At 68.5% G+C, this 15,629-nt stretch carries 17 protein-coding genes; all 17 read right to left on the bottom strand.

From position 1 onward, the window contains the following. Positions 1-45 precede the first annotated feature (45 nt). The gene (rpsG, locus tag AC5RUK_RS06830; protein WP_127511056.1) at positions 46-516 is read right to left on the bottom strand and encodes a 30S ribosomal protein S7; all 471 of its coding nucleotides are present in this window, start codon (positions 514-516) and stop codon (positions 46-48) included. A 1-nt stretch (position 517) separates the two neighbouring features. Next, positions 518-892 (bottom strand): 30S ribosomal protein S12, encoded by a 375-nt coding sequence (gene rpsL, locus AC5RUK_RS06825; protein ID WP_127511055.1) that lies wholly within the window; start codon positions 890-892, stop codon positions 518-520. 276 nt (positions 893-1,168) lie between these two features. Next, on the bottom strand, positions 1,169-3,256 hold the full coding sequence (locus AC5RUK_RS06820) for an acyltransferase family protein (RefSeq protein WP_494151722.1): 2,088 nt from the start codon (positions 3,254-3,256) through the stop codon (positions 1,169-1,171). 80 nt (positions 3,257-3,336) lie between these two features. Continuing rightward, a complete protein-coding gene (locus AC5RUK_RS06815) occupies positions 3,337-4,431 on the bottom strand; it encodes an LPXTG cell wall anchor domain-containing protein (RefSeq protein ID WP_494151721.1) in 1,095 nt (364 codons plus the stop codon). Positions 4,432-4,645: 214 nt separating this feature from the next. After that, positions 4,646-4,816: a hypothetical protein gene (locus AC5RUK_RS06810; RefSeq protein WP_493989360.1), complete on the bottom strand. Its 171-nt coding sequence runs from the start codon at positions 4,814-4,816 to the stop codon at positions 4,646-4,648. 1 nt (position 4,817) lies between these two features. Then, positions 4,818-5,549 carry a class E sortase gene (locus AC5RUK_RS06805; protein ID WP_494151720.1) on the bottom strand — a complete coding sequence of 244 codons (732 nt, stop codon included), beginning with the start codon at positions 5,547-5,549 and terminating at the stop codon, positions 4,818-4,820. Positions 5,550-5,609: 60 nt separating this feature from the next. Continuing rightward, entirely contained in the window at positions 5,610-6,401 is a 792-nt protein-coding gene (locus AC5RUK_RS06800; RefSeq protein WP_493989362.1) for an IclR family transcriptional regulator domain-containing protein, read from the bottom strand. A gap of 15 nt (positions 6,402-6,416) precedes the next feature. Further along, a complete protein-coding gene (locus tag AC5RUK_RS06795) occupies positions 6,417-7,061 on the bottom strand; it encodes a 3-oxoacid CoA-transferase subunit B (RefSeq protein ID WP_494151719.1) in 645 nt (214 codons plus the stop codon). Next, positions 7,058-7,747: a 3-oxoacid CoA-transferase subunit A gene (locus AC5RUK_RS06790; RefSeq protein ID WP_493989364.1), complete on the bottom strand. Its 690-nt coding sequence runs from the start codon at positions 7,745-7,747 to the stop codon at positions 7,058-7,060. Before AC5RUK_RS06790 ends, AC5RUK_RS06795 begins: the two co-directional genes overlap by 4 nt. A 12-nt stretch (positions 7,748-7,759) precedes the next feature. After that, positions 7,760-8,971, bottom strand: coding sequence for a thiolase family protein (locus AC5RUK_RS06785; protein ID WP_493989365.1), 1,212 nt, complete (start codon positions 8,969-8,971; stop codon positions 7,760-7,762). A gap of 204 nt (positions 8,972-9,175) precedes the next feature. Continuing rightward, on the bottom strand, positions 9,176-9,604 hold the full coding sequence (gene pcaC, locus AC5RUK_RS06780; protein ID WP_493989366.1) for a 4-carboxymuconolactone decarboxylase: 429 nt from the start codon (positions 9,602-9,604) through the stop codon (positions 9,176-9,178). Positions 9,605-9,648: 44 nt separating this feature from the next. Then, a complete protein-coding gene (locus tag AC5RUK_RS06775) occupies positions 9,649-10,443 on the bottom strand; it encodes an alpha/beta fold hydrolase (RefSeq protein WP_494151718.1) in 795 nt (264 codons plus the stop codon). Next, positions 10,440-11,876: a lyase family protein gene (locus AC5RUK_RS06770; protein WP_494151717.1), complete on the bottom strand. Its 1,437-nt coding sequence runs from the start codon at positions 11,874-11,876 to the stop codon at positions 10,440-10,442. Before AC5RUK_RS06770 ends, AC5RUK_RS06775 begins: the two co-directional genes overlap by 4 nt. A gap of 6 nt (positions 11,877-11,882) precedes the next feature. Next, positions 11,883-12,455, bottom strand: a complete 573-nt coding sequence (gene pcaG, locus AC5RUK_RS06765; RefSeq protein WP_494151716.1) for a protocatechuate 3,4-dioxygenase subunit alpha — start codon at positions 12,453-12,455, stop codon at positions 11,883-11,885. Continuing rightward, positions 12,455-13,300, bottom strand: coding sequence for a protocatechuate 3,4-dioxygenase subunit beta (gene pcaH / locus AC5RUK_RS06760; RefSeq protein ID WP_493989370.1), 846 nt, complete (start codon positions 13,298-13,300; stop codon positions 12,455-12,457). Before pcaH ends, pcaG begins: the two co-directional genes overlap by 1 nt. 72 nt (positions 13,301-13,372) lie before the next feature. Further along, positions 13,373-14,560, bottom strand: a complete 1,188-nt coding sequence (locus AC5RUK_RS06755) for a 4-hydroxybenzoate 3-monooxygenase (protein ID WP_493989371.1) — start codon at positions 14,558-14,560, stop codon at positions 13,373-13,375. A 182-nt stretch (positions 14,561-14,742) separates the two neighbouring features. Next, positions 14,743-15,498, bottom strand: a complete 756-nt coding sequence (locus AC5RUK_RS06750) for an IclR family transcriptional regulator (RefSeq protein WP_494107632.1) — start codon at positions 15,496-15,498, stop codon at positions 14,743-14,745. Positions 15,499-15,629 lie beyond the last annotated feature (131 nt).

Here is a 15,629-nt window from a genome sequence, read left to right as displayed (position 1 = left end):
GAGGGGTACGACGACGGCGGTTGGCGCCGTCGTCGTACCGGCTCTTTACCAGCGGTAGTGGGCGAAGGCCTTGTTGGACTCGGCCATCTTGTGGGTGTCTTCGCGACGCTTCACAGCGGCACCGAGACCGTTCGACGCATCCAGAATCTCGTTCATGAGACGCTCGGTCATCGTCTTCTCGCGGCGGGCCTTCGAGTAGCCGACCAGCCAGCGCAGGGCCAGGGCCGTGGCACGGCCCGGCTTGACCTCAACCGGAACCTGGTAGGTGGCGCCGCCGACGCGGCGGGAGCGGACCTCCAGGGTCGGGCGGACGTTGTCCATGGCCTTCTTCAGGGCGGCAACGGGATCGCCGCCGGACTTGGCCTTCACACCGTCGAGGGCACCATAAACGATGCGCTCTGCGGTGGACTTCTTGCCGTCAACAAGAACCTTGTTGATCAGCTGGGTCACCAACGGGGAACCGTGGACGGGATCTACAACTAGCGGCCGCTTGGGGGCCGGACCCTTGCGAGGCATATTACTTCTTCTCCATCTTCGCGCCGTAGCGGCTGCGGGCCTGCTTGCGGTTCTTGACACCCTGGGTGTCGAGGGCGCCGCGGACGATCTTGTAGCGGACACCGGGCAGGTCCTTCACACGGCCGCCGCGCACCAGCACGATGGAGTGTTCCTGCAGGTTGTGGCCTACACCGGGGATGTAGGCAGTCACTTCGATGCCGCCGGCGAGCTTGACGCGGGCTACCTTGCGGAGCGCAGAGTTCGGCTTCTTCGGGGTGGTGGTGTAAACGCGGGTGCAAACGCCGCGCTTCATCGGGCTGCCCTTAAGGGCAGGCGCCTTGGTCTTATTGACCTTGGGTGAGCGGCCCTTGCGGACCAGCTGGTTAATCGTAGGCACTTTCGTGTTCTCCGTTTTTCTTGGGCTTTGCCCCGCCTCACTTGCAGGGCCAGGCACTGTCGGTCGTCTTCGCACCCGCTGCCGAATTGAAGCGACCGTAGGCGTGCAAAAGTGTGGCATTCTCCGCGCAAGAACCCCGCGGACCGGAAACAGGCTCCGCCCCGCTGTGAAACGGAACGGCCTTCATCCACTGCCACACAAAACAATCGAAGAAAAGTCTATCAGACAATAACGGACCCGGAGCACACAGGGCCCCGGCGGCTGCCTCTACACCCATCACCGCTCCATGGCCTGCAGCAACGCAGCCTCCAATGCCCCGGCAAGGGTCTTCATGTACGTGCCGCTGACATGGTTGAGGTCCCGGTACACCAGGACGTTGCCGACCACCGCGGGACAGGTCGCCCGGTCACAGAAGTGTGCGGACATGTCGATGACCTGCGTCCGCGGCGCCAGCCTGGCGGCATCTTCGGTGAGGTCCTTGCCGTCGAGCCCGTCGCTCCGGGGCTGGCCGCATTCGGCCGGGTCCTCGTAGTTCACCGCCACGCAGTCCCGGGCGATGGCGCCCTCGCGCGGGCGGGGCGTGTCCTTCAACGCGTACACGTCGACGCCGGCGTCGGCGAGCTCGTTCCAGTACTCGGCGAAGCCCGCCGCGCCGGGCCGCTGGCCCGTTCCGGAGTCGACGAAGGAAGACTCCGCATAGTACGAGGTGAGGACCGCGTCCACGTCGCCGCGGGACGTCAGCCGTTCCATGGTCTGTTCGTTGGGCCCCTGGCAGACGGATTCCCCCTGGGCTTCCAGCTTGCGCTGCTCCGCGCTGAAAGGGCAGGAATTATGGATATACGTCAGCAGGGTCCATCCCCGCTCATGGGCAACAGGCTCCAGGGCCTTGAACCAGTGGCCTGCGTGCGAGTCCCCCACCAGCGCCAAGGTGAAGTCCCCCTCCGGGTCCCCGTACGTGCATTCCTTGGTCTCGGTGGCCATCGACTTGACGGCGCAATCGCCGAGGCCGGACTGGTCGGCTCCGGCCCGGGCCGGATCCGGGACCACCAGCGGGGTCTCGGTGGCGAAGGCGCGGTGGCCCTCCTCCGACATCGAGGCAACCCCGAACCCCTGCGGCGGGGCGGCCAGCAGCGCCGACGTCGCCTCGGCGCGTTGGGCCAGGATGCGTTCCTGCTGGTCGGCCGGCACGAACGCCAGCGTGCCGACGAGCGCGGTGGCCGCGGCACCCGCGGCGAGCGGCCGCCAGGCGCTGGCGCTGAACCAGCCAAAGCGGCGCACCGGTGTTTCCACGAAGTAATAGCTCAGGGCGGCCAGGCCAAAGGAACAGGCCAGCAGCAGCGGGCTGGTGGCCGGCCCGGGTTCTTTATCGGCCAGGACCGTGAAAAACACGATCAGGGGCCAGTGCCAGAGGTAGAGCGAGTAGGAGACGTTCCCCGTCCATTGGACAGGCCGCCAGTCCACCAGGCGGTGCAGGGACAGCGGGCCGCTGGTCCGTCCGGCAGCGATGACGGCGATGGTGCCCAGCACCGGCAGCAGTGCCGCCGCCCCGGGGAACGGCGTGCTGGCGTTGAAGAGGAACGCCGAGGCCACGATGGCGGCCAGGCCGGCAGCCGCCAGGATGCTGCGCAAGTAGGGCCAGCGCCGCGGGTCCTGGTGCAGGGCGGCCAGCAGCCCGCCCAGCCCAAGTTCCCATATCCGGGTGGGCGTGATGAAGTACGCGGCCGGGCTGCCGCCGGCGGTGGCCCAGATGCCGTACGCCAGCGACGCTGCGACGACGACGGCGAAGATCGCGGCGGCCGTCCGTGCCACCCGCTCCTCCCCCCGGCGGCGCCCCGCTCCCCAGCGGCCCTGCCGCCTGCGGCGCGCCGCGAAGACGGCCAGCAAGACCAGCAGCGGCCACAGCAGATAGAACTGTTCCTCGACGGCCAAGGACCAGAAGTGCTGAAGCGGTGTCGGCGTCTCGGTCGCCGCCAGGTAGTCGACGGATCCGGCGGCCAGGACCCAGTTTTGGACATAGAGGGTGGAGGCCAGCGCCTGGCCACCGATGCGCTCCCACTGGCTCATGGGCAGCAGCGCCAGCGTGGCCGCCAGTACGACGGCGATGGTCAGCAGCGCCGCGGGCAGGATGCGCCGGATGCGGGCCGCCCAGAATGACCGCAGCGACAGCGTTCCGGTGGCCGCCGCCTCGCGGAGCATGTGGCCGGTGATCAGGAAGCCGGAGATGACGAAGAAGACATCCACTCCGACGAATCCGCCGGGCAACCAGCGCGGCTCCAGGTGGTAGGCCACCACCAACAGCACCGCAAGGGCGCGCAGGGCTTGGATTTCGGGCAGGAATTTCCGCCGCTGTGTCTCAGAATCCATCGCAGGACATTCATCCATGCCAAGGTCAACGACAGTTGGCGGCCGGGTGAACGTCCGGGGGCAGGACCGGGACGGCTACCTCAGGCGCTTCGGCGCCGCCAGAAGATGAGGGCGGAGCCCAGCAGCAACAGGCCCAGTCCACCCGAGGCCAGCCCGACGGTGCCGGCGGCACCGGTTTCTGCCAGTGCACCGGCCGGGACGGCCACCGGCGGCACGTCCGGCTGTGCTGCCGGCAGGGGCTGCGCGGCCGGAACCACGACCGGGCCGGCCGGGATGACGACTGTTTCCTTGGCCGGTTGACCCGGTGCGGGCTCGTCGACAACCGGCCACTCGCCGAAGTCGCCGGGCCATTCTCCAATGCCTTCGAACAGCTCGTACATCCACAGGATGAGTTCCTCCCCCGCAGCGGGATCGGATGCGCTCATTTCGCGGATCATGGCGGCCAGGCCATCAAGGTCGCCCGCCATGAGGTACTCCAGCATGAGGTCCACCAGGTACGTCATGCCCTCGGACTCGAGCACGAGGTCCATGTTCTCTTCCATCCAGCGCATGACCGTTTCCTCGTCGCTGGCGGCGATGTCATCCGGGATGTTGAAGTCCCTGTGGGTCAGGGTACGTCCGCCCACCACAATCGACTCGACCATAGCGGGAGGAGCGACCGGTGCGGGCGCAACCTCCGTGGCCGGCTCCGCTGCAGGGGCATTCGTGTCGGCGGGAGTATTGGGCATGGTTTCCGGGGCCGGTGTCGGCGTTGATTCCCCGGCCGAGGCATCTTCCGCGGAGGCCGCCGCTTCGCCACCCGCGTGGGAATCGATCGGGGCCGCAGCCCCGGCGGTGCCCTCGGTGCCGTCGGCGCCGTCCGACGGCCCGCCGTCGTTATCCGCTGCGGGGGCCTCGACCAGCAGGGTAACCACGGCGTCAGCCAGGGCCTCTTCCGGCTCCGCCTGAACCGGCTCGGCAGCGGCAGTTTCTTCAACCGGCGCGCCCGCGGCAGCTTCCGACACAACCGTCCCGACGGCAACCGCGTCCGGGCCCGGTGCGGGAGCGGTGTCACCGGGGATCGGGGCCTGCTGTCCGGCCGGATCCTGGCTGTCAGCGTGGGCGGGAACGCTGCCCAGGGCGAGGGCGCCGGCAACGGTGCCGGTGAGCAGTGCAGTGCGCAGTCGTGATGTCACGTGAAAAATCCTGTCCCCAACTCGGCTGTACTGGCAGGGCGGTTATCGCGCCGATCCGATCACTTTCGGCGCCCTGCGTCGGCCGGCGTCTACCGGCCCTGGCAGAAATATAGATGATCCAGGACACATTCTGCTAACCGACACGTCGTGTACGGGTTCCGCCGGCAACCCGCCACGGTTAGCGCCCTGCCCGATCCCAATCCCAATCCCCGTCTTATCCCGGTCCCGGGCTGAGTGTTGCCTCGCCCTCCAGCAGCCCGAGGGAACTGATCCAGGGAAAGACGAACTCCAAGAGCACCAGGACGGCCGCCGCCAGCAGCAACAGAGACAGCAGGAGCCGCACGGCGAGCGGGCCGGGCAGGTTCCGGAAGATCCAGGCGTACACCTCAGGCTCCTGCCTGCGCGGCGACCAGGCCGGCGATTTCGGCAGGGGGCCCGGCGTCGGCGGGGCGCCAGGAGTCCAGCGCGGCGTAGGCGATGTAACGCTCCTGGTCGCCGAACCTCGGATGACAGGTTGTCAGCGTCATCATCGCTCTGACCGGTTCGGCCCCGGGTTGTTCCGGCACGGGCAGCAGCACGTCTGTCCGGTCCGGCGTCACGATGGTGTACTCCTCGAAGACGTAGCTGAAGTACCCGTCGGCGGTACGCACGTGAATGTGGTCCCCGGGCCGGAGCGCGTCGATTCTGTCCAGGACCTTGCCGTACGTCTGCCGATGGCCGGCCACCGAGAAGTTCCCGACCTCCCCCGGCATCGCTGCCCCGGCGTACATGCCCAGGCCCAGCGAATCGAGGACTTCGGGACCCACTCCCCCGGAGACCGGCACGGAGAAGTCGTCGCCGAAGCGCGGGATGTAGACGATGCCGAAGGTCTCCCCGTCCCCGGGCGGCTCGCCTGGCTGCGGCGGCCCGAAGTCCGCGGCAGCGGCGGGCTCGGTGGGACCTGCAAACTGCCGGGACAGGGCGGTGACGGCGCCCTGCTGCGCCGCATGGGCGTCCACGTTGGTCCACCACAGCTGCCAGATGACGTAGAGGAGGAGGATGCCCCCGATGGTCACGAGCAGTTCTCCCGCCAGGCCGGCGGCAGTTCGGAGCGGACCGGCGGTTCGGCGTGTTCCCATGTACGCGATCCTCCCTGGGGGAATTCCTGGTGGCGGCGTGGCCAACGCCCGGGCGCGGGCCTACTGCTGGGCGCGCAGGGCGTCGGTGATCTTGGCGGCGACGGCCTGCAGCTTCGGCAGGGCTTCTGCGACGACGGCATCCACGTCCCGGGTGCCGTCTGCCAGCGACGCCTGCATGGACATGTTCAACGCGGCGGCCACGGAACCGTCCGGATGCAGCACCGGCACCGCAACGGAGCGCAGCCCGATCTCCAGCTCCTGGTCCACCAGCGCCCATCCCTGACGCCGCACCTTGTCCAGCTCCGCCCGGAGCCTGTCCGGGTCGGCGATGGTGCGTGATGTCAGCGGCTTCAGGTCGGCGGAGGCCAGATAGTCCTCCAGCCGATCGGCGGGCAGGCCGGCGAGCAGCACGCGGCCCATCGACGTCGCATAGGCGGGGAAGCGTGTGCCCACCATGATGCCCACGGTCATGATCCGCCGGGTATGGATGCGGGCGATGTAGACGATCTCATCGCCGTCGAGAATCGACGCCGAGGTGGATTCATGCAGCTCCGCGGAAAGCTCTTCCAGCAATGGCTGCACCAGCTGGGGCAGACTCTGCCCGGCAAGGTAGGAATACCCCAGCTGGAGCACCAGAGCGGTGAGTTCGAAGACACGGCCGTCCGTGCGCACATAGCCCAGGTCGACCAGGGTGTGCAGGAACCTCCGCGCCGTGGCACGGGTCAGGCCGGTCCTCTTGGAGACCTCGCTGAGCGTCATGGTGACGTTGTCGGCGTCGAAGGCCCTGATCACGGTCAATCCGCGGGCCAGCGACTGGACGAACTGGTCGCCCGGCGTCTTGGTCTCGGTCATGGTTCCTTTTTGCAGTTACTCGGTGGGCGGAAGCAGCTTGATGTCCATCTTGGACTGCAGTTCTTCAAGCGTGGTTCCGAACGTTTCGCGCACGCGCACGCCTTCCTCGGTAATCAGGAAGACAGCGTCATTAGTGTATATGCGGGTGACGCAGCCCACGCCCGTGAGCGGGTAGGTGCCTTCCGGAACCAGCTTCGGCTTGCCGTCCTTGGTGAACAGGGACATCATCACGTAGACATCCTTGGCCCCGGTCGCCAGGTCCATCGCACCGCCGACGGCGGGGATGGCATCGGGTGCGCCGGTATGCCAGTTCGCCAGGTCGCCGGTGGCGGAGACCTGGAACGCGCCGAGCACGCAGACGTCCAGGTGGCCGCCGCGCATCATGGCGAAGGAGTCGGCGTGGTGGAAGTAGGACGCCCCCGGCACCTCGGTGACCGGGACCTTGCCCGCGTTGATCAGGTCCTGGTCGATCTCGTCGCCCTGCGCCTCCGGGCCCATGCCCAGCATGCCGTTCTCGGTGTGCAGGGTGATGTCCTGTTCGGCGGTCAGGTAATTGGAGACGGACGTCGGCTGGCCGATGCCGAGGTTGACGAAGGAACCGGGCTGGATGTCCCGGGCCACCAGCCTGGCCAGGTCTTCGCGGCTGAGTTTCTCGCTCACTGGTTTGCCTCTCCCTCTGCGGCCTGCTGCGCAATTTCGACGACGGTGTCCACGTAGATGCCCGGAGTCACGATGACCTCGGGATCCAGTTGGCCGGTCTCCACGATGCCGGAGACCTGGACGATGCTCTTCTTGGCGGCGGCGGCCATGATCGGTCCGAAGTTGCGGGCGGTCTTGCGGTAGACCAGGTTGCCCTTCTTGTCGGAGGTCAGCGCCTTGATCAGCGCCACGTCGCCGTGGATCGGGGTCTCGAGCACGTAGCCCTTGCCGTCGATCATGCGGGTTTCCTTGCCCTCGGCCAGCATGGTGCCGTAACCGGTGGGCGTGAAGAAGCCGCCGATCCCGGCGCCGGCGGCGCGGATACGTTCGGCCAGGTTGCCCTGCGGCACCAGCTCCAGTTCGATTTCGCCGGCGCGGTAGGCGGTGTCGAAGTGCCAGGAGTCGGACTGGCGCGGGAAGGAGCAGATGATCTTCTTGACCCTGCGCTCCTTGATCAGCAGCGCCAGGCCGGCGTCCGCCTGCCCGGCGTTGTTGTTCACCACGGTCAGGTCGGTCGCGCCGCAGTCCATGAGCGCGTCGATCAGCTCCATCGGCTGGCCGGCGTTGCCGAAGCCGCCGATCATCACCGTGGCGCCGTCCTGGATGCCGGCCACGGCGTCCTGGGCAGTAGCAGCGAATGTAGCCACTCGCTTACCTCCTTAGTTCTTGGTTGAGTTGACGTTTTCCAGCACGACGGCGAGGCCCTGGCCCACGCCAATGCAGATGGCGGCCACGCCCCAGCGGTCGCCCGATTCCTGCAGGCGGCGGGCGAGCGTACCGAGGATGCGGATCCCCGAGGCGCCCAACGGGTGGCCGATGGCCACGGCACCGCCCCAGGCGTTCACGATCGCCGGGTCGATGTCCCAGTTGTCGATGCAGGCCAGCGACTGCGCGGCGAATGCCTCATTGAGCTCGACGGCGGCGACATCGGACCAGTTGATCCCGGCCCGCTTGACGGCCTGGTTGGCGGCCTCCACCGGCGCGAACCCGAAGAACTGCGGTTCCAGGGCGGAGGTGCCGCGGCCGGCGATCCGGGCCAGCGGCTCGGTCCCCAGCAGCCCGGCGGCGGCCTCGCTGCCCAGCCAGGCCGCGGAAGCGCCGTCGTTCAGCGGCGAAGCGTTGCCGGCCGTGACCGTGCCGCCCTCGGGGCCGTCGCCCACCGGCCGGAAGACGGTCTTCAGCCCCGCCAGGACGTCAACGGTGCTGGTGGGGCGGATGGACTCGTCGCGGGCCAGGTCGGTGCCCGGAACCTGCACCACCATCGAGTCGTACTTGCCCGCGTTCCAGGCCTCGTCGGCCAGCCGGTGCGAGGCGGCGGCGAACTCGTCCTGCCGTTCGCGGGTGATGCCGTGACGCTCGCGCAGCTGTTCGGTGGCCTCGCCCAGGGAAACGGTCCATTCCTGGGGCATCTTCTTGTTCACCAGGCGCCAGCCCAGCGTGGTGGACGCCAGCGTCATGTTGCCGGCCGGGTAGGGCTTCTCGGTCTTCGGCAGCACCCACGGCGCCCGGCTCATCGACTCGACGCCGCCGATCAGCACCAGGTCGCCTTCGCCGGCGTTGATCTGTCGGGAGGCGATGATCGCGGCGTCCAGGCTGGAGCCGCACAGCCGGTTCACGGTAGTGCCCGGGATGGAGGTGGGCAGGCCGGCCAGCAGCGTGGCCATGCGCGCGACGTTCCGGTTCTCTTCGCCGGCGCCGTTGGCGTTGCCGAAGATCACCTCGTCGATGCGTTCCGGGTCCAGGCCGGGGGCCCGGGAAACTTCCGCCTTGACGACTTCGGCCGCCAGGTCGTCCGGGCGGACACCGGCCAGCGCACCGCCGAACTTGCCGAAGGGGGTGCGGACGGCGTCATACAAATATGCCTGGTTCATTCGAGGCTCCTTCGTGGCGCACTTGGGGCGTGCGCTTTTCGGTGACAGCAAACGGTCCGGTCCAGCGCTCAGGCTGGACCGGACCGCTCCGTCGACACGGGGGTCCGCGCAGGAACTTGCCGGTTCGGCGCGGGATCGCCGCGGGGGCGGCTTCCGGTCTTCGCCGAGGCTGTTCGCTTCACGAACGCATGTACGTCATATGAACTATATCGAGCCCTTGTGATCCTCGTCAAGGCTGGCAAAGACGCCCTTGGCCACCTTGAACGCGACGTTGGCGTCCGGAACGCCGCAGTAGATGGCCGACTGCAGCACCACTTCCTTGATCTCGTCCCGGGTCATGCCGTTGGTCAGCGCCGCCCGGACATGCATGGCGAATTCCTCCCAGTGATTCCTGGCGATCATGGCGGTCAGCGTGATGGCGCTGCGCGTGGTGCGGGGCAGCCCCTCCCGGGTCCAGATGGTCCCCCAGGCGTAACGGGTGATCAGTTCCTGGAAGTCCTGGGTGAACTCATCGATCGAGCTGTTCGCGCGGTCCACGTGGGCATCGCCGAGGACCTGCCGGCGCACGGCCATGCCCTCGTCGTAGACCTCCTGCTGTGTCTTGGCAGGATCGAAGGTGCGGTTGTCGCTCACGGCGTGTACTCCTTGGGTAGTTCAGTCATGGGTCCGGCTGCCGTTCAGTCGGCCAGGAAGAAATCGCGCAGCAGGGCCGCGGTTTCCGCGGGTGCTTCGGCGGGTGCCTGGTGGGCCACGCCGTCGACGACGGCGGAGCTACCCTTCTGCACGCCGGCGGCCACTGCTTCGGCGAACCCGGGCGGGCACACTTGGTCCACCGCCCCGGCGATGGCGATCACCGGGGTGCCTATTTCACGGAGCCGTTCGCGGACATCGAAGCCGGCCAGGGCCTCACAGGCGTGGGCGTAGGCGAAGCGGTCGGCGTTCTGCAGCGTGTGCAGCAGCCGGGTGGTGCGCTCGGGGTGCTTCTCGATGAAGCCCGGCGCGAACCAGCGCTGCGCCGAGCCGGTCACCATCGTGGGCGTGCCCGCGGTGCGCACGGTTTCCGCGCGCTCCAGCCACGCCTCCGGCTCGCCGATCTTGGCGCCGGAGCACACCACGCCCAGGCCGGCGAACCGGTCCGGGTAGTCCAGGCCCAGCTGCAGGGCCAGTTCACCGGCCATCGAGACGCCGGCGAAGTACACCTTGGCCCCGGCGTCGATGTCGCCGGCTTCGCGCAGCTTGTCCAGCATCGCCACGACTCCTTGGGCCAGTTCGGCCATGGTGTACGGTTCGGTCGAGGCGGGGCTGGCCCCGTGGCCGGGCAAGTCCACGCCCACTACCTGGAAGTCCTGCAGGTGCTCCACGGCGTCGGACCAGAGAGCCTTGGCGCCGGTACCCAGTCCGGCTCCGGCCAGCAGCACCGGCCTGCCTTTGCCCTCGGACAGCAGGGTGGGGGTGATGTCGGGAACGGTCACGAATGGCTCCATTCTGCGTAGTGGGACGTGATTCGGTCGATCAGGGCGCTGCTTTGGCCGGTGTACCCGGCCGGATCCAGCAGTTCGGCCAGCGCCGGGTCGGACAGGACCTCGCCGGGCACAGCTTCGCGCAGCAGCTGCGCCAGGCTGCCCTGGCCGGCGAGCGACTGGTTCACCAGGCTCTGGACCTTGGACTTGCCGGCGCCGGGGGTCCCGCCGTCCAGCATCGGCGCCACCGTGGCCATGACGCGTTCGCTGACCACCAGCTCGCCGGTGATCTGCAGGTTCCGGCGCATCGTCTCCGGGCGGACCACCAGCCCGTCGGAGAGTTCGGCCAGCTTGGCCGCCGCCCCGCCGGCCAGCCGGAGCAGCTGGCGCAGCGCCTGCCACTCCACGTGCCAGGAACCGTCCGGCCGCTCGTCGACGGCCCCGGCCGCCGCGGCCTGGACCTGGGCCAGGTGCCCGGGAGCGGCGAGGGCGGCGCTGCGGATCAGCACGGACAGCACCGGATTCTGTTTCTGCGGCATGGCCGAGGAGCCGCCGCGGCCGTCTGCGGCGGGCTCGGAGACCTCGCCGAGCTCGGGCCGGCTCAGCAGCAGCACGTCGTTGGCGACCTTCCCGGCGGCCGCCAGCACGTCGGCCAGCGCGGCGGCCAGCGCCGTGACCGGCAGCCGGTTGGTTTGCCACGGCGCCACCGGATCGGCCAGCCCCAGCCGCCCGGCGAGGCGGGCCGCCAGGGCCAGCGCACCGCCGTCGTCGTCCTGCGCGGTGCCCTCCGCCGGAGGGTTGGCGGGCCGGTTGGCCAGGTCGGTGAGCGCCGCCATGGTGCCGGCCGCACCGCCCCACTGCAGCGGCAGTCCGGCGGCCACCTGCTCCAGCCGGATGCCGGCCTGGGCCACGCCGGAGAGCCAGTTGGCGGCCTTGAGCCCGAACGTCGACGGCAGCGAATGCTGGGTGAGCGTGCGGGCCACGGTGACGGTGGCGCGGTGTTCGTCCGCCAACCGTCCGAGGGCCGCGGCGGCCGACTTGAGGTCGGTGACGATTCCGGCCAGCGCGCGGCGGGCCATCAGCATCAGGGCGCTGTCCAGGATGTCCTGGCTGGTGGCGCCCTGGTGGATCGCCGGGACGGAAGCGGGGTCGTGCTTTTTGATCTCCGCCCGCAGGTCGGCCAGCAGCGGGATGACCGGATTGCCGCCGCCCTGTGCCCGCTCGGCCAGCCCCGCGGCGTCGTAGAGGTCCGCATGTGCAGCCTGCTCGACGGCCGGGACGGCTTCCGCCGCCACCGTGCCCGCGTCGGCCAGCACGCGGGTCCATTCGAGCTCGACGTCGAGCATGGCCTGGATGAATTGGTAGTCGCTGGTTAAACGGGACGCTGCTGTCCCGGCCGAAGCCGGAGACAGCAGCCCGAAATCAGCGTGGTCCGCTGGGTTCATGTGTTCCTAAATCCCCGGGTAGCTCAGGAAGACGGTCTCGCCTTCGCCCTGCAGCCGGATGTCGAAGCGGAGGTCGCCGTTGGGCTCGCGCTCGGCGATGAGCGTGTTCCGCCGCTCTTCCGGCAGCGAGGACAGCAGCGGGTCGTTTGCCAGCGCCTCGGTGTCCTCCGGCAGGTAGATCCGGGTGAACAGCCGGTTCAGCAGGCCGCGGGCGAAGACCACCATGGAGATGAACGGGGCCTTGCCCGGCTCGGTGGCACCCGGGTTGACCGTGGTGAAGGTGTAGTGGCCCACGTTGTCCACGGCCACCCGGCCGAAGCCGGTGAAGGTGTGGTTGTCGCGGACCAGGGAACCGGTTTCGCGGGAGATCTTGCCGTGCTCGTCGGCCTGCCAGATCTCCAGCATGGAGTCGGGGATCACGGCGCCGTTGCCGTCGTAGACCACGCCGTGCAGCCGGATGGATCCGGCGTGCGCGCGGTGGACCAGCTGGCCGTCCTTCTCGTAGGGCAGCGCGAAGCCGTAGAACGGGCCGATGGTCTGGCCCGGGGTGGGCACCAGTTTGGTGGTGGACTCGCTCATCAGTGCTCCTCGCCTTCTTCCATCCATGTGCGGTTGCTGCCGGAAAGGACGATGTCCCAACGGTAGCCGGTGTTCCACTCGTGGCTGGTGATCGAGTGGTCGTAGGTGGCGACCAAGCGGTCGCGGGCCGCCGGGTCGGTGATCGACTGGTAGATCGGATCCAGCGGGAACAGCGGGTCGCCCGGGAAGTACATCTGGGTGATCATGCGCTGGGTGAAGTCCGTGCCGAACAGGGAGAAGTGGATGTGGGCCGGGCGCCAGGCGTTGTGGTGGTTCTTCCACGGGTACGGGGCCGGCTTGATGGTGGTGAACTTGTACTCGCCGTTGGGCCCGGTGATGCAGCGGCCCACGCCGGTGAAGTTCGGGTCGATCGGGGCCGGGTGCTGGTCGCGCTTGTGCACGTAGCGGCCGGCGGCGTTGGCCTGCCAGACTTCCACCAGCTGGTTCCGCACCGGGCGGCCGTCGCCGTCCAGGACACGGCCCTGCACGACGATCCGCTCGCCGAGCGGCTCGCCGTTGTGCTGGATGGTCAGGTCCGACTCCAGGATGTGCACGTCCCGCTCGCCGAAGGCCGGGCTCCACAGCTCGATGGTCTCCGGGTCGGCGTGGTGCAGGTCCTTGGTGGGGTGGCGCAGCAGCGAGGAGCGGTACGGCGCAAAGTCGATGCGCGGCTGCGTTTCCTCGGCGCCGCCGGCCTCCACGGCCTTGCGGTACGCCTCGTGGCTGTCGGCGATTTCCTGGCTGATCTTTTCCTGTGAATCCGCGGTGGCGGCGGGATCCAGCAGGTGGCTGTCGTCAAACGTCTCGTCCTCGAAAGCCTCGTCCTGAGCTTTAGCGTCGCTCATCGGGACTCCTTTCCGTTGTGGCTGTGGATGGTTCAGGGTTTGCGCGCCCGGGGGTGGGTGCGGGCGGAGTGGCTACTTGTGCGGCCAGCCCGTGTAGGACTCGGCCAGGTACTGCTGCCCGAAGCGGGAACCGGTCACGGTGGCCAGTTCGCCCAGCGCCCGCTTGGTCTCGAACGGCGAGGCATCCTCGCGGGTGTGCAGCATGCTGGTCATCCAGTAGGAGAAGTTCTGCGCCTTCCAGACCCGCTGCAGCGCCAGGTCGGAGTAGCCCTCCAGCAGCGCGTCGCTGCCGGTGGAGTAGAACGAGTCGATGGCCTCGAAGAGCACCTTGACGTCCGCGAAGGCCAGGTTCAGGCCCTTGGCGCCGGTGGGCGGCACCGTGTGTCCGGCGTCGCCGGCGAGGAACATGCGCCCGTGGGACAGCGGTTCCCGCACGAAGGAGCGGAAGGCCAGCACGGTCTTGTCGAAGATCGGTCCCTGCTTCAGTTGGAAGCCGTCCGGTCCGTCGACCCGCTTCTGCAGTTCCGCCCAGATCCGGTCGTCGCTCCAGTCGTCCACGTTCTCGGCCGGATCGCACTGGAAGTACATCCGCTGGACCGTCTCGCTGCGCTGGGAGATCAACGCGAAGCCGTGCGGCGAGTTCGCGTAGATCAGTTCCGGGGCGCTCTTCGGGGCCTCGGTCAGGATCCCGAACCACGCGAACGGATACTCGATCTTGTAGTCCTGCTCCCCCTTCACCGCGCGGCGGCAGAAGCTGCGGGAGCCATCGGCTCCAACCAGGATGTCACAGTGCACCTCAAAGGCGGCGCCGTCCTTGTCCGTGAACCGGAACTTGGGCGTGGTGGTCTCCAGGTCCAGCACCTCGGTGACCTGCGCCTCGTAGCGCACGTCGCCGCCGTCGCGCCGGCGGGCAGCGGCCAGGTCCAGGAAGACCTCGTTCTGCGCGTACAGCGTCACGGTGGCGTCCACCAGGTCTTTGAAGTCCAGGGGATGCGATTCTCCGTTGAAGCGCAGATCGATGCCGGCGTGCTCGTCGCCCTCGGTCAGCACCCGGCCGTCGACGCCGGTGTCGGTGAGCATCTTGACCGAGCCCGCCTCCAGGATGCCGGCCCGGTGGGTGTTATGGATGGTGTCGTGGTCACGGGATTCCACCACGAGGTTGTCGATTCCCTGCTGGGCCAGCAGGTGGCTGAGCATCAGGCCGGCCGGTCCCCCGCCGACGATTCCAACCTTGGTTTTGATGATCTGCGCTTGCGCCATAGGTGAGTCTCCTGGAGTCAAAGAGGAAGCCATGTCTTCCTCCAGTGTGAGCCCCGCGACACGCGTTCCGCCCAGGCGTTCTTATTGAATGAGAATTACGACGACGGCGGTGGCTGCCGCTGCTCCGCTCACGGCAGCGCCACGCCCATCGCGGAGCTGCCGCGCGCTGCCCGCCGTTTCGGTCACGGCAGCGCCACGCCCATGGCGCGGGAGATGCCGCGTGCCGCAGTCATCAGCGCCGGGACCACGGCGTGGAAGTTCTCGAAGCCCAGCGGCACCACCACGCCGAGGGCAGCCAACGGGCGGCCGGCCGGACCCGCCACCGGGACGGCGATGCCGGTGGTGTCCACGTCGATGCGCCCGTCGAACGCGGCGTAGCCCCGCTTGCGGATGTCGGCCAGGTGCCGGCGCAGGTCAAAGGACACCGGGTCACCCGATGTCACGGCCTCCGGGTGCCGGGTCAGGTAGGACTCCTGGACGTGGTTGGGTGAGTAGGCCAGCAGCACCATGCCCATCGAGGTCCGGTGCACCGGCATGCGGCCGGCTATCTGGGCCTGGTTCACCACCGAGCCGCGGCTGGAGAGCCGTTCGATCACCAGGACTTCGTCATCGCGCAGCACCGCCAGCTGGGTGTGTTGGCGCACCACGGACTGGATATCCTCCATGAACGGCATGGCGGCCTGCCGCAGGTCGACGGCCGGCGAGCTCCGGTTGGCCAGCTCCCAGAGCCGAAGCCCCAGCCGGATCTCGCCGGGGCCTTCTTTCGTCAGCAGCCCGTGGCGGGACAGCTCCTCCACCAGCCGGTAGGTCGTAGCCAGCGGCACATCCGCCCGGCGGGAGAGCGTGGCGACGTTCATCGCCGGCTTGTCCGGCTCGAACGCAGACAGGATGCGCACCAGCCGGTCCAGCATCGAGTCACCGGACGGGGAATTGGCCATGCCCCTAGAATCTCACGTGTGCCTCGTCCGCCGGCGCCTTGGGGCGGAGCGCGCAGGCATGGGGCGGCAGACGGGAGCCTCCGGCGCGTTGCGCTCCCGTCTTCCCTCACCCGGTGACAGACGCAAAAAAC

This window comes from Arthrobacter sp. Y3223065 (genome assembly GCF_059090885.1).
Note: the sequence above shows the minus strand (reverse complement) of the source record. Positions and strands in the feature narration are given on the sequence as shown.